9 protein-coding genes are annotated in these 14,054 nt (G+C 68.1%); 4 read left to right on the top strand and 5 right to left on the bottom strand.

Annotation, left to right across the window (positions count from 1 at the left end; genetic code table 11):
• Window positions 1-2: 2 nt before the first annotated feature.
• Window positions 3-941 carry an MBL fold metallo-hydrolase gene (locus U5O44_RS18880; RefSeq protein ID WP_322589943.1) on the bottom strand — a complete coding sequence of 313 codons (939 nt, stop codon included), beginning with the start codon at window positions 939-941 and terminating at the stop codon, window positions 3-5.
• Between the two features lie 142 nt (window positions 942-1,083).
• On the opposite strand from U5O44_RS18880, the gene U5O44_RS18875 reads away from it, so the two are divergent.
• A complete protein-coding gene (locus U5O44_RS18875; protein WP_322589942.1) occupies window positions 1,084-2,001 on the top strand; it encodes a LysR family transcriptional regulator in 918 nt (305 codons plus the stop codon).
• A 98-nt stretch (window positions 2,002-2,099) separates the two neighbouring features.
• Here the strand turns inward: U5O44_RS18875 and acs are convergent, their stop codons facing one another.
• The gene (gene acs / locus U5O44_RS18870) at window positions 2,100-4,085 is read right to left on the bottom strand and encodes an acetate--CoA ligase (RefSeq protein WP_322589941.1); all 1,986 of its coding nucleotides are present in this window, start codon (window positions 4,083-4,085) and stop codon (window positions 2,100-2,102) included.
• Between the two features lie 228 nt (window positions 4,086-4,313).
• Here acs and U5O44_RS18865 point away from each other — a divergent pair, with 228 nt between their 5' ends.
• The gene (locus U5O44_RS18865) at window positions 4,314-4,949 is read left to right on the top strand and encodes a TIGR00645 family protein (RefSeq protein WP_322589940.1); all 636 of its coding nucleotides are present in this window, start codon (window positions 4,314-4,316) and stop codon (window positions 4,947-4,949) included.
• A 31-nt stretch (window positions 4,950-4,980) separates the two neighbouring features.
• Here the strand turns inward: U5O44_RS18865 and U5O44_RS18860 are convergent, their stop codons facing one another.
• Window positions 4,981-8,142, bottom strand: coding sequence for a transglycosylase domain-containing protein (locus U5O44_RS18860; protein ID WP_322589939.1), 3,162 nt, complete (start codon window positions 8,140-8,142; stop codon window positions 4,981-4,983).
• Window positions 8,143-8,474: 332 nt separating this feature from the next.
• On the opposite strand from U5O44_RS18860, the gene U5O44_RS18855 reads away from it, so the two are divergent.
• A complete protein-coding gene (locus U5O44_RS18855) occupies window positions 8,475-9,998 on the top strand; it encodes a fumarate hydratase (RefSeq protein ID WP_322589938.1) in 1,524 nt (507 codons plus the stop codon).
• 120 nt (window positions 9,999-10,118) lie between these two features.
• On the opposite strand, the gene U5O44_RS18850 is transcribed toward U5O44_RS18855, so the two are convergent.
• Window positions 10,119-10,676 (bottom strand): DUF2062 domain-containing protein, encoded by a 558-nt coding sequence (locus tag U5O44_RS18850; RefSeq protein WP_322589937.1) that lies wholly within the window; start codon window positions 10,674-10,676, stop codon window positions 10,119-10,121.
• A 91-nt stretch (window positions 10,677-10,767) separates the two neighbouring features.
• On the opposite strand from U5O44_RS18850, the gene U5O44_RS18845 reads away from it, so the two are divergent.
• Window positions 10,768-11,010, top strand: coding sequence for a cysteine-rich CWC family protein (locus U5O44_RS18845; protein WP_322589936.1), 243 nt, complete (start codon window positions 10,768-10,770; stop codon window positions 11,008-11,010).
• On the opposite strand, the gene U5O44_RS18840 is transcribed toward U5O44_RS18845, so the two are convergent.
• Complete coding sequence (locus tag U5O44_RS18840; protein WP_322589935.1) at window positions 10,983-13,847, bottom strand: putative bifunctional diguanylate cyclase/phosphodiesterase; 2,865 nt, start codon at window positions 13,845-13,847, stop codon at window positions 10,983-10,985. The genes U5O44_RS18845 and U5O44_RS18840 overlap by 28 nt on opposite strands.
• Between the last annotated feature and the right edge of the window lie 207 nt (window positions 13,848-14,054).

The raw sequence follows: 14,054 nt of genomic DNA, 5'->3' as shown, positions 1-14,054 counted from the left end.
TTTCAATTCGCCTTCTTGTCACGTTCAGCCACCAGACGCCGCTCGGCGCCCGACTGAAGTTCATCGAGTTGCGCGCGAAAGCCGGTCGGATCCACCAGCGGATGTGGATCACCGGGCCGGCGCCCCTTGAGCAGTTCCTTGCTCTCGGTCAGCCCGTTCGAGAAGGCATGGGTGGTCAGGTGGGTGGTGACCGGATCGCTGGACGCCTCGGTCAGCGCCCGGATGCGCCGGAGGCTGGCGATGAAGGCCTCGACTTGCTCCGGACCCTTGATGGCGTTGAGCCCCAGGCCGCCCACGGTGAACGCCCGGTGCCGCCGACCGCCGTCGAATGCATCGAAGGCGAAGGACGCCGTGCCCATCGTGTGGCCCGGTGTCTCGAACGCCTGCAGGCGGATGTCACCGACCTGGAGCACCTGTCCGTCGGTGAGCACCATGTCCGGGTCGATCATGGTCCAGGCGTTGGGCCGGCCGGTTGACTCGGCCGCCGACTGCGCCGCCTCGCGCCAGCCCTCGGCGGTCATCGCGAAGCGCGCTGCGGGCAACGCAGCCTTCAGCGTCGCCGCGCCACCGGCGTGGTCGAAATGGCCGTGGGTGAGCACGACTTGCCGGATGTCCTTCGGGTCGAACCCGAGCTTGTGGATGTTGTCCAGCATCGGCTGGGTGTACGGGCCATACAGCGCATCGACCAGCACATGGCCTTTGGGCGACGTGATCAGCCAGGCCGACACCCAGCAGATGCCCACGTAATGCACGTTGTCGAACGCCTGGTAGGGCTCGACCTTCTGCAGTGCGGCGCTCTGCAGGAAGCGGCCCAGGTCGGGCGGCATGCGGCCGGTGTCCCCAAAGACCTTGAACAGCGCCGCGATCGGCGCCGACTCGCAGCGTGTCGTGAGCGAGTCCTGTGCCGCCACATGCGCCGCACCGGATGCGAAGGCACACATCAGCAGAGCGCTTCGGAACAATCGGGCCGGAAAAGTCATGGTGCGGACTCCTGAGATCAGGGCCGGAGTGTCGGTGCGCAGGCCACCCGATCACAACCAATGCTTCTTGGTCAATTGTCAATCATGGGTTGATAATCCCGCGATGCCATTGACCCGCTTCACCCTGCGCCAGATCGAGGCCTTCATCGCCGTCGCCGAGGCCCACAGCTTCACGGTCGCCGCCTCGCGCCTGGGCCTCACCGCCCAGGCGGTCAGCCAGCTGATCGCCGAACTGGAGACCCTGCTCGGCTTTCGCCTGTTCGACCGCACGACACGCAAGGTCGCCTTGTCGAGTGCCGGGCGGGATTTCCTGGGCTCCGCTGCGACGCTGCTTCGCCATGTGCGGGCGGCCGACAGCGCCGCCGATGATGTGCGCAACCGGGCCAGCGGCGTGGTGCGGGTGGGCGCGCCGCTGGTGCTGGCCTCCACGGCGCTGCCGATGGCGATGCGTGACTACCAGAAGCTCAAGCCCAAGGTGGTGGTGCGTGTGCGCGATGTCCCGGTCGATCACCTCGTCGACCGTGTGGCCGAGGGCGATGTGGACCTGGCGATCGGCCCTGACCGCCACACCGGCGAGGCGGTGGCGTCGACCCCGCTGTTCGACAGCGCATGGGTGCTGTGGTGCGCAGCCGACCACCCGCTGACGCAGCACCAGCGCGCGGTGCGCTGGTCGGAACTCGCCGGCGTGGCCATCGTCTCCGCCGGACGCGACCATGAGCACAACGTCGCGCAGATGCACCAGGACGTTCCCGCCGGCACGCGGGTGACGCCGGTGGACGTCGTGGACAACATCTCGACAGCGCTCGGCATCGCCGCCCAGGGTCTCGCGGTCACGCTGGCGCCGGCCTATGTCGGCGTGCTGGCCAGACCATTCGGGCTGGTCATGCGGCGCGTCGTGGAGCCAGAGTCGGTGCGCAAGGTCTGCCTGTACACCCCGGCCGCCCGCGCCCTGTCACCCGCAGCGGAAGGGTTCGCCGAGTTCCTGGGCGATTGGGTCCGGCGCTGGTCGGTCGATCAATGAAAAGCGCATGAAAAAGCCGCCTGGGGCAGACCCCGAGGCGGCTTTCGGTGCTCACTTCATGCGCACCCTGCGGTGCGCTTCGGTGCAAGCGGTGTGGCTCAGTAGGCCTGGCCGAGCTGGCTCAGGATGGCCGGGTTCTCCAGCGTGCTGGTGTCCTGGGTGATGGCTTCACCCTTGGCCAGCGAGCGCAGCAGGCGGCGCATGATCTTGCCCGAGCGGGTCTTCGGCAGGTTCTCGCCGAAACGGATGTCCTTGGGCTTGGCGATCGGGCCGATTTCCTTGCCGACGTGGTCGCGCAGCTGCTTGGCGATCGCCTTGGCTTCGTCACCCACCGGCAGCGGGCGCTTGAGCACGACGAACGCGCACACGGCTTCACCCGTCGTGTCGTCCGGACGACCGACCACGGCAGCTTCGGCCACCAGCTCGGTGCAGCTCACCAGCGCGGACTCGATTTCCATCGTGCCCATGCGGTGGCCCGAGACGTTCAGCACGTCGTCGATGCGGCCGGTGATGGTGAAGTAGCCGGTCTTGGCGTCGCGGATCGCACCGTCGCCCGCCAGGTAGAGCTGGCCCTTGAAGTCTTCCGGGTAGTAGGACTTCTTGAAGCGCTCCGGGTCACCCCAGATGTTGCGGATCATCGACGGCCACGGCTTCTTGCAGACCAGGATGCCGCCCTTGCCCCACGGCATGTCGTTGCCGACTTCGTCCACCACGGCGAACTGGATGCCGGGGAACGGCAGCGTGCAGGAGCCCGGCACCATCGGCGTGGCACCCGGCAGCGGGGTGATCATGTGGCCGCCGGTTTCGGTCTGCCAGAAGGTGTCCACGATCGGGCAGCGGCTGCCACCGACGTGCTTGTAGTACCACTCCCAGGCAGCCGGGTTGATCGGCTCGCCGACGGAGCCCAGCAGACGCAGGCTCGACAGGTCGTAGCTCTTCGGATGCACGGCGTCGTTGGCTTCGGCGGCCTTGATCAGCGAGCGGATCGCGGTCGGCGCGGTGTAGAAGATCGAGACCTTGTGGTCCTGGATCATCTTCCAGAAGCGGCCGGCGTCCGGGTAGGTCGGCACGCCTTCGAACACGATCTCGGTGCCGCCGAGGGCGAGCGGGCCGTAGGTGATGTAGGTGTGGCCCGTGACCCAGCCGATGTCGGCGGTGCACCAGAACACGTCGTCGGCCTTCAGGTCGAAGGTCCACTTGGTGGTCAGCGCGGCGTGCAGCAGGTAGCCGCCGGTGGAGTGCTGGACGCCCTTGGGCTTGCCGGTGGAGCCCGACGTGTACAGCAGGAACAGCGGGTGTTCGGCGCTGACCCATTCCGGCTCGCAGGTGGTGGCCTGGCCAGCGGTGAGGTCGTGCATCCACACGTCGCGGCCTTCGACCATCGTGACCGGCGCATCGGCGCGGTTGACGACCAGCACCTTCTCGATCTTCTCGCAGCCGGGCATGGCCAGCGCTTCATCGACGATGCCCTTCAGTGCCAGCTTCTTGCCACCGCGGACCTGGCAGTCGGCGGTGATGACGGCCTTGGCGCCGGTGTCCTCGATGCGGTCGCGCAGCGACTGGGCCGAGAAGCCGCCGAACACCACCGAGTGCGTCGCGCCGATGCGGGCGCAGGCCTGCATCGCGGCCACGCCGTCGATGGACATGGAGATGTAGATGATGACGCGGTCACCCTTGCCGATGCCGACCGAGCGCAGGCCGTTGGCGATCTGGCAGGTCTTGGCCAGCAGTTCGCTGTAGGTGATCTTGGTGACTTCGCCGCCGTCGGCCTCGAAGATGATGGCGGTCTTGTCGCCCAGACCGCGCTCGACGTTGCGGTCCAGGCAGTTGTAGGAAGCGTTCAGCGTGCCGTCGGCGAACCACTTGAAGAACGGCGCGTCGCTGGCGTCGAGCGTCTGGGTGAACGGCGTCTTCCAGGTGATCAGCTCACGGGCGAGGTCCGCCCAGTAACCTTCGTAGTCGGTGTCGGCCTTGGCGCACAGGGCCTCGTAGGCGGCCATGCCAGAAACGGCAGCGTTCGCGACGAAGTCGTCGGAAGGCAGATAGGTTTTCAGTTCTTGGGGGGTGGTTTCGGCTTGGGTCACACTTGTCTCCTGCGATGGATTGCTGTCAAAAACTGCTGCCCCCCACATTAGGGAGAGGCTCTTACGAACCCCTTACTTCGCAAATTTCATTCCAGTGGGGGTATCAGCTGGATCAAGGAAACGCGCGTCATCCTGACACGATCGTCCCACTAGAATCCGCTGGTTTTCCCTGTCTGCTTCCTGGCAGATGTTCCGAATCTGCTCGCTGAGCTGCTCGTCGACTCGCCCATGCCCCATACCCCGAACACTTCCTCCTCACACCTTTCCGCCTCCCCTCTTTCGCCGCTGTCGAAGATCATCTTCGCCAGCCGCTGGCTGCAATTGCCGCTCTATCTGGGTCTGATCCTGGCCCAGGGCGTCTACGTGCTGCAGTTCTGGAAAGAGCTGGTCCACCTCATCGAAGCCGCCATGGGAGATCAGAACGCGCTGCAGCTCCTGGTGTCCAGCATCGGCTACAAGAGCGCCACCCCGATCGCCGCACTCAACGAGACGGTGATCATGCTGGTGGTGCTGGGGCTCATCGACGTGGTGATGATCTCCAACCTGCTGATCATGGTGATCGTGGGGGGTTACGAAACCTTCGTGTCACGCCTGAACCTGGACGGCCACCCGGACCAGCCGGAATGGCTGAGCCACGTCAACGCCTCGGTGCTGAAGGTCAAGCTGGGCACGGCCATCATCGGCATCAGCTCGATCCACCTGCTCAAGACCTTCATCAACGCGGACAACTACACCGAGAAGACGCTGCTGTGGCAGACCCTGATCCACATGGCCTTCCTTGCCTCGGCCATCGCCATCGCCTGGGCGGACCGGATCATGCACCCGATGCCCGCCGTCCACTACCCCCCCAGCGCCAAGCATTGAGATGGAGGCAGCGGGCGCCCGGAACCGTCGCTCAGGACGCCGGACAGGCCGACGCCGACACCCCGGACAGCGTCGGCTTGAGCAAGGGGGCCATGTGCTTCAGGATCTGCGTGGACAGCGCACTGGTGAACTTGTAGCCCCCCGCTTCCGGACCCAGAACGAAGGCGGTCAGGGTGCCGAAATGGCGCGGCCCCAGGTAGAACACGAAGGTCGCGGTGCGGCTGGTGACCTTGGAGGCCAGCAGACCGCCGCCGCGGGTGTAGGTGTTGAGCCGGTTGTCGCCGGTACCGGTCTTGCCACCGATGACCAGCGCGGGCTGGCCGGGCTCGTCCAGCGTGCCCCGCAGCCGGCGCGCCGTGCCATCGCTCACCACCAGCGCCAGCGCCTTGCGTGCGGTGGCCGCCACCTCGGGGGCCAGCACCTGCTCGCCCGCCGCAGCCTGCTTCTTCAGCGTCACCTCATAGGGTGAACCGGCTGCGAACTGCAGCGTGTCCACCATCGTCACCGGCAGACGTCGCCCGTCGTTGACCAGAATCCCCATCAGCTCGGCCAGCGCTGCCGGCCGGTCACCGGAGCTGCCGATGGATGTGGCATAGGACGGTACCAGCGTGTCGAAGGGAAACCCCACGCGCTTCCACTGTGCATGGATCTTGGCAAAGGCCTCGATCTCCAGCAGCTGCAGGATGCGGCTGTTCTGCCCGCGCCGCGCCTTGTTGCGCAGCAGCCATTGATAGGACTCTTCGCGCTCGACGGCCCCCGCATCCAGCACCTGCTCCAGCGGGGCGGTGGGGTGCTGGAGCAGGTAGTGCGCCACCCAGAGTTCCAGCGGATGCAGCCGCGCCAGATAGCCCCGGTCGGCCAGCGAGTAATTGCCCGGCGCGTGCCGGTCGTAGAGTTTCTGCAGGTAGGCCGAGGGCAAGGCCACGCCCGGCAACTGGCGGACGATGTAGGCACTGAAGTCCTCGAACGCGCCCTGCGGGTGCACGGACCGGTAGATCACCGCCAGCCGCGGTGCCGTCTTGTAGACGCTCCCCGCCATGCGCTCCAGCACGGCCTCGACCGGCTTGTCGCGGTGGCGCTGGTAGAACTTGCGCATGAACTGCCGCCCCTCCTTGTTGATGAAGAGCTTGAGCAGTTCCATGCGGCGCGGATGGTCCTCGTCCTCCAGGATGTCGGCGGCCGGGTTGTCGGCGTTGTAGAGGTGGTGGTAGACGATCTCGCGCATCAGCCGGATGAAGGGCAGGTTCAGCGAATCGCGCAAGGACTCGTAGAGCGTGGCCATGCGCCCGTTGTCGGCGGCATTGAAGTTGGAGAACACATGCGCACCGCCGCCGGTGAAGAAGCTCTCGCCAGGGCTGGCGGAGAACTTGCGCAGCATCGCCGCCTCCAGCATGGCCGACAAGGTCCGGTCCTTGGACGTCATCAGCCAGTCGACTGCCCAGCGGCTCAGGCGGTCCTTGGGGCCGACCTCCCGCGCAGCGAGTGCCTTCGGGTCCAGCGCCGAGAGTTCCTGGTGCAGCGTGGCGACCAGCTCCAGATAGGTCACCAGCGTGCGCAGCTTGGCGGTGGAACCAAGTTCGAGCTTGGCGCTGCCGTTGATGTCGAAGGGCTGGTCGAGGTTGTCGGTCTGCACGCGCACGCGGTTGACGCCCTCGCCGCGCTCATAGAGGGTGAAGCTGTAGAGCAGCTTGGCCGGGTCACCCTTCTCCAGCAGCTGGAAGCCGAGCAGGCCGGCCTCCTTGGCGACCTGCGGGTCGCGCAGGCGGTTGAGCAGGTCCGTGATCTCGGTCTGCAGGCGTCCGTCCAGGTGGCTGCGGGCGCTGAGGTCGAAACGGTCCAGCTCGTACAGGCGCGGCGTGTTCAGCATCGACGAGAGCTGCACCCGCAGCAGCGTCGACGCATTGCGTTCCCCGAACTCCATGCCCGCGGCCGGGCCGGTGTAGCCGTGGCGCACCTGCAGCGGTGCGGCCAGCGCGGCGTCCCGCAGGGCCGGGCCGATGATGCCTTCCTGGGCCAGCAGGCGGATGTAGCTGGCCGTCATGTTCACGAGCTGCGGATGGCCCGACCCGAAGTAATGGCCGGGCCGCCGCTGGGCGATCATCAGGCTGAGCATCTGGCGAAAGGCCAGCCCGCGCTCGGCCAGACCCTCGGCCTGCTCCCCCGGTTCGCGCAGGCGCTGGTTCGCCGCTGCCACATCGACGCCATACCAGGCCGCCAGCCCGTCATTGACTCCATGCACTTCGCCCCAGCCCCGCTGGGCTCCGAGCGGCAGGCTGTTGAGGTAGTCCTGCAGGATGCGGCGTCGTGCGGCGACGGTGTTCTCGCCGTCGCGGTAGGCGCGCACGGAGGCCGAGACCATCTGCAGGTACTTGTCCTTGGCCGATGCGGTGCGACCGTCGGGGGAATGGCGGAACTTCTCGGTCTGGGTGGCGAGCGTGCTGCCACCCGCCGCCGCGTGGTCCTCGTCAGCCACGGCCACGGCCTGGTCCACCACGGCCTTGCCAAGGCGGGTCCACTCGATGGCCGGGTTGTGCTTCGGCTCGCGCAGGTCGAGCACTTCACGGTTCTCGATGAAGCCCAGCGTCTGCGCCACCAGCGTGGGCAGTTCCTGCGCGCCCTCGTAGATGTGGATCGGGAAACGCGAGCGGAACAGCGGCTCGCCGCGACAGTCCTGCAGCGTCAGCCCGCTCTGGACCTTTTCCGGATAGGGCGGAAAGAAGCCGCGGTCCATGAAGTCCTGCAGCGCCGCGGACTGCTGGGCCTGCGAGACCACCCGGTAACCGCGGCCGGTCAGGCTGGTCAGGAAATCGGGCAGGCGCGTGTAGCCCATGCGCTCGTCGCTGGGGCCGGCCTTGGGATAGCGGCTGCCAGCGGCGGGCTGCGGCTGGACGGTGTGGACCAGTCCGGCGGCCCAGTCGGAGAAAAAGCGCGCCTGCAGGGCCGAGCCTTGCATCTCGACATGCGCCAGATACGCCCCCCCCGCCACGACGGCCAGCCCGGTGGACCATTTCGCCAGCGTGAGCGGCCAGCGCCGGCGAGGCGACGGAGCACCGGCTTGCGGCGTGTCGGGCGTGGGCGCAGAGGTGGGCTCGGGTTCCGGCACTTCGGCACCCGGATCGGACGCAGCGGGAGCGGAGTTCGCGTCGAGGGCGCTTGCAGCCGGCGGACGGTTTCCGGTGTCACCTGGAGTCATGGAGGGCACGTACCTGGACGTTTTCTTCTGGATTCCCGGGGCAAGCACCCGGACTGCAATGGTCCTGCCGTCTGACATGGACCTTGGTGAAGCTTATCGTACGGATCCGCCGCGACTGAAACTGAAAAGCTGGTGAATGGCCCTGCATGAACCGATTGCGCCACGCGGCTTGCGGCCGACACGCGCCTGTGGCAGGAAGGAACACCCCCTTGAGTAAACTCGGAGCAAGTCGATGCGCGCAGCATTGCGGATTCGCCTCCGCATGAGCCGTTCACGGACCCATCACGTACCCGTTCAATCCGCCCGCCGGGCGATCCGTCGAGAGACCCGTCATGACCACCATTCGCCAAGCCGATCTGGTTGAAAGCGTCGCCGCTGCGCTGCAGTACATCAGCTACTACCACCCGGCCGACTACATCGCCCACCTCGCCCGCGCCTACGAGCGCGAGGAGTCGCCCGCCGCCAAGGACGCGATCGCCCAGATCCTGACCAACAGCCGCATGTGCGCCGAAGGCCGTCGCCCGATCTGCCAGGACACCGGCATCGTCAACGTGTTCCTGAAGATCGGGATGGACGTGAAGTGGGAAGGCTTCACCGGCTCGATCGCCGACGCCGTGAACATGGGCGTGCGCCAGGGCTACCTGAACCCGGACAATGTGCTGCGCGCCTCGGTGCTGGACGACCCGATCTTCGCCCGCAAGAACACCAAGGACAACACGCCGGCCGTGGTCCACATGGAAGTCGTGCCAGGCAACACCGTGGACGTGATCGTCGCGGCCAAGGGCGGCGGCAGCGAGAACAAGTCCAAGATGTACATGCTCAACCCGGGCGACAACATCGTGGACTGGGTGCTCAAGACGGTGCCGACGATGGGCGCGGGCTGGTGCCCGCCGGGCATGCTGGGCATCGGCGTCGGCGGCACCGCCGAGAAGGCCGTGATGATGGCCAAGGAAGCGCTGATGGAGGACATCGACATGTATGAACTCCTGGAGCGCGGCCCGCAGAACAAGCTCGAAGAGATGCGCATCGAGCTGTACGAGAAGGTCAACGCGCTGGGCATCGGCGCGCAGGGCCTGGGTGGCCTGACCACCGTGCTGGACGTGAAGATCAAGACCTTCCCGACCCACGCCGCCTCCAAGCCGATCGCGATGATCCCGAACTGCGCCGCCACCCGCCACGGCCACTTCGTGCTGGACGGCTCCGGCCCGGCCTACATGGAGCCGCCGAGCCTGGACCTGTGGCCGGACGTGCACTGGGCGCCCGACTACAACAAGAGCAAGCGCGTCGACCTGAACACGCTGACCAAGGCCGAGGTGGCGAGCTGGAAGCCGGGCGACACGCTGCTGCTGAACGGCAAGATGCTCACCGGCCGCGACGCCGCGCACAAGCGCATCAGCGACATGCTGGCCAAGGGCGAGCCGCTGCCGGTGGACTTCACCAACCGCGTCATCTACTACGTCGGCCCGGTCGATCCGGTGCGCGACGAAGTCGTCGGCCCGGCCGGCCCGACCACGGCGACTCGCATGGACGGCTTCACCCGCATGATGCTGGAGAAGACCGGCCTGATCTCGATGGTCGGCAAGGCCGAGCGCGGCCCGGTCGCCATCCAGGCGATCAAGGACAACCAGTCGGCCTACCTGATGGCGGTCGGCGGCTCGGCCTACCTCGTCTCCAAGGCGATCAAGGCGGCCAAGGTCGTCGGTTTCGCGGACCTCGGGATGGAGGCGATCTACGAGTTCGACGTGGTCGACATGCCCGTGACGGTCGCCGTGGACGCGGGCGGCACCAGCGCCCACATCACCGGCCCGAAGCTCTGGCAGGCGAAGATCGGCAAGATTCCCGTGGTCGAAGCTTGACCATGGGCTGATCGGGTCCGCGGGGGCTCGGGGCGGGAACCAGCCAGCACGCACCCGCAACATCGTCTGCCGCACCAGCGCCTGACCCATGCCTCAGACCGACCCGGATCACGGGTCGGCTCAGGCACGGCAAGCCGCAGAACCGCTGGCCAGGCGCCGACGCCGCTTGGCATAGACCCGCCACTGCCAGACCCAGCCGACGACCAGGTACACCAGCAGGCCGAAACCGCAAGCAAAAATCGACAGCCCCAGCAGCAGCGGTTTGCCGACGCCGGTGATGCGGTCCCAGGTACCCGCCAGGCCATCCCGCTGGGGAGTTGCCTCCGGGGCCGCCGAGGGGGCTCCCTTCTGCGCAGGATCTTCCGACAACAGCCAGCCGCCGACCTGCCAGGCCGCGTAGTACACCGGCGGAAAGGTGATCGGGTTGGTCACCAGCGTGCTGGCCATCGCGCTGGGCACATTGGCCCGCAGCGCCACCGCCACCGCAGCCGACACCGGGATCTGCGCGATCGGGATCAGGAACCCGAAGAACACCCCGATCGCCGCGCCGAGCGCCACCCCGCGCCGGCTCATCCGCCACAGAAAGGGATGGTGCAGAGCCGGGCCCAGCCAGCGCAGCCAGCGGTTGGAGGCCACAGCATCGGCAGTGGGAAGCAGACGGCGCAGACGATCGATCATGGGCGGAGGGCGGGCGTTGGATGAATCAGTGCACGGGGCGGGAACACGGCGCTAAGCTGCCGTCAGAATGTCTGACCACAGGAAAGTTCACATGGCACATGATTGTCCTCTGCCGGCATGCCACTGTCCGCTGTGCGGAGGGCCGAACGGCTGCGCGCCCGCGCTGTCCGGCACGTTCGACAGTCCCTGCTGGTGCACCACCGTCGAAATGCCGGCCAAGGTGCTGGCGCGGCTGCCGGCGGCGCAGCGCGGGCAGGCCTGCATCTGCCGCGCCTGCGCCGAAGCAGGTGCGGGCCAGGCCCTGACTCAGGCGGACAGCGCCACCGGCGGCTGAACCGAGAAGCGGCACAGCGCCGCGAATTCAGCCGCAGGCACCGCCGGACTGAACAGGAAGCCCTGGAACTCGTCGCAGCCGAGCTGGCGCAGGAGATCGGCCTGGGCCTGGGTCTCGATGCCCTCGGCCACGGTGTGCTTGCCCAGGGACTGCGCCAGCGTGAGGATGGCCCGTGTCACGGCCAGCGCGGACGGATCCTCGCTCAGATCCTGCACGAAAGCGCGGTCCACCTTCATCACGTCGATCGGCAGGTTGCGCAGCGTCGCCATCGACGAGTAGCCGGTGCCGAAATCGTCCAGCGCGATCAGCACGCCCCGCTCCCGCAGCCGGTGCAGCTGTTCGCTGGCCGAGCGGGCATCCCCCACCAGCAGGCTTTCGGTCACCTCCAGCTCCAGCATGTTCCACGGCACACCGTGCTGGACGAGCGCGGCCTCGACCTCCTCCATCAGCCGGCCGGACTGCAGCTGGCGCGGCGACACATTGACGGACAGGCGCCGCAGCGGCACGCCATCGCGCCGCCAGCGCGCCAGCTGCGCGCACGCCGCCTGGATCACCCACAAGCCGATGGCCTCGATCAGCTCCGATTCCTCGGCCAACGGGATGAACACGCCCGGTGCCACCAGGCCACGGGTCGGATGGCGCCAGCGGATCAGCGCCTCGGCGGACACGATGCTGCCGTCGGCCACGCAGACCCGCGGCTGGTAATGCAGGACCAGCTCCTTGCGCGCCACGGCCTGCCGCAGATCGGCCAGCAGCGCACTGCGCTCCAGCAGGCGGGCGTCGAGCGGCTCCTCGAACATGGCGTGTCGGCCACGGCCGGCGTCCTTGGCGGTGTACATCGCCATGTCGGCGTGGCGCAGCAGATCGGTGCGGTTGTCCCCGTGGACCGGCGCCAGCGCGATGCCGATGCTGGCGCCCAGGAAATGCTCCTTGCCCCCCAGGGAAAACGGCACGGCCATGCGCCGGCACACCGCGCGCGCCACCGTGATGGCCGCCACATCGTCCGCCTCGGGCAACACCAGCACGAACTCGTCCCCCCCGGGCCGCGCCACCACCGCACGGGTCGGCGCGCAGGCTTCGAGGCGTTCGGCCGCCTGGCGCAGCAGTTCGTCACCCAGGCCGTGGCCCAGGTTGTCGTTGACAGTCTTGAAGTGGTCCAGGTCGATGAACAGCACGGCCAGGGCCGTGCCCCCCGGGCGCGATTCCGTCCGCACGGCGCAATCCTGTGCCGCGGCGGGCGCCAGCAAGGCATCCAGCTCCTGGTGCAGACCGTTGCGGTTCAGCAGCCCCGTCAGGTCGTCATGGCGGGCTTGCCAGGTCAGCTCCAGCTCGCGCTGGTGGGCCGCCAGCGCCACCGACAGCCGGTCGCGCAGCTCGGCGGCCTCGCGCAGGCGCTGCAGGGGCGGCTCCGCAGTCCAGCCCAGCAGCAGCAGGCCGTGGGTGCGGTCCTGCCAGCGCAGCGGCAAGGCCTGCAAGGCGCTGTCCTTGTCCTGGCGCATCGGGGCACACCAGGGCGCCGACAGGTTGCCCTCGCCGGGCAGCCACACGCCATCGCCCGTCACGCCCAGCAGCGCCTGGGCTTCCTGCGGCGTCATCGCCCGCACGCTGCGCCGCACCTTGTGGACAAACGCCTTGTCGTTCCATTGCAGATGCAGACGCGGCACCCGCGCCGACTCCACCCGCGCCAGGCCCATCACGCTCGCCCCCAGACCCGGCAGCGCCTGCACCAGCACCCTGCGGAACACCTCGTCCACCGCGCGGTGGGCAACGATGTCCCGGTCGATGGAAGCCAGCAGCTCCAGCGACTGGAACTGGGTGTCGACGGCCGTGGCCATCTGGTTGAAGGCGCGCGCCAGGGCACCGAACTCGTCGTCGGACGCGATCTCGACCCGCACACCCGGCGCGCGCTGTTCCAGCTGGCGGGTGCCGCGCTCCAGGTTCTGCAGCGGGCCCAGCGTGCGGCGGATCAGCACACCGCTGGCCAGCAGCACACCGAACAGCGCGCACAGCAGCCCGCCCACCAGCGGCCCGGTCAGGGCCGGCCCCAGCACCGCGGACGGGCCGCGTACCTGCACCATGTCGAACTGCCAGTCGCCGGCCCCGAACTCGGCCTCCAGGGGCAGTGTCCAGCCCACGTGCACACGGTCCGCGATGGCCGTGCCCACCAGGCCTGGCGGGTCGCCTGCGGTGGCGGGTGCCGGACAGTGCAGACGCACGCCCTGGGCGTTCTGCACGCACCAGTAGGTCGACACATCCCCCGACGCCACCGACTGCCACAAGGCCTGCGGCGACAGCTCGACCAGCCAGCGCGCACCATCGGCCCGCTGCGCCTGGGCGAGCACCAGCTGGGGCTGGCCGTTGCGCTCCTGCGCCAGCAGCTGGCTGCGGCCGAGGCCCGACGTGGGCAAGGCGGTCGCCGCTTCGGCCAGCGGCCCGGGCCAGCCACCGGTGGACCAGCGCAGGCGCCCATCCGCGCCGAGCAGCGCCGCCTGCAGGAACTGCTGCCCCAGACCGGGCAGCCGCAGACGCACGTCGGGATCCTGCGGCGCCACCCCGGGCTCAGCGGCCGGTGGCTCGACAGGCCAGGCGGCCAGCAGTGCACGGGCATCGCCCAGACGGATGCCGACCTGCTGCGCCACGGTCTTCACCTGCACCAGACGCTCGCGCGAGGCGAAGCGCCGGTCCAGCGACTCCAGCACCTGCCCGCCCAGCACCGCCAGCACCGCCAGCGGCAAGGCCACCGCCAGCAGCACGCTCAAGGCGATGCGACGGGCCAGCCGGCTGTGCAGGACCCGGCGGAGCGTCAGGCCACGCGTGGAGGAGGAATCGACCGACATGGAAAACCAGGAAACCAGTTGTTTCCCATATCGGCGGCGTCGCATCAGCCTTGAGTAATTGCCAAGTCCGCACGCCTGAGACAGACTCCACGCGGGAGGGGCACACGGCCCTGCCTGCGCTGCCAGACCAGCGGCCTTGCCCGGAGTCGCACTTGACATTGACGTTTCCTGTTTCCCCGCCCGATTCGACCTTGCCTCGGCCGGCCG

Origin of the sequence: Sphaerotilus sp., from assembly GCF_034519685.1 — a bacterium.
Lineage (GTDB): Bacteria > Pseudomonadota > Gammaproteobacteria > Burkholderiales > Burkholderiaceae_C > Sphaerotilus.
The sequence above is the reverse complement of the archived record's forward strand: the minus strand, read 5'-3'. Positions and strand labels throughout refer to the sequence as shown.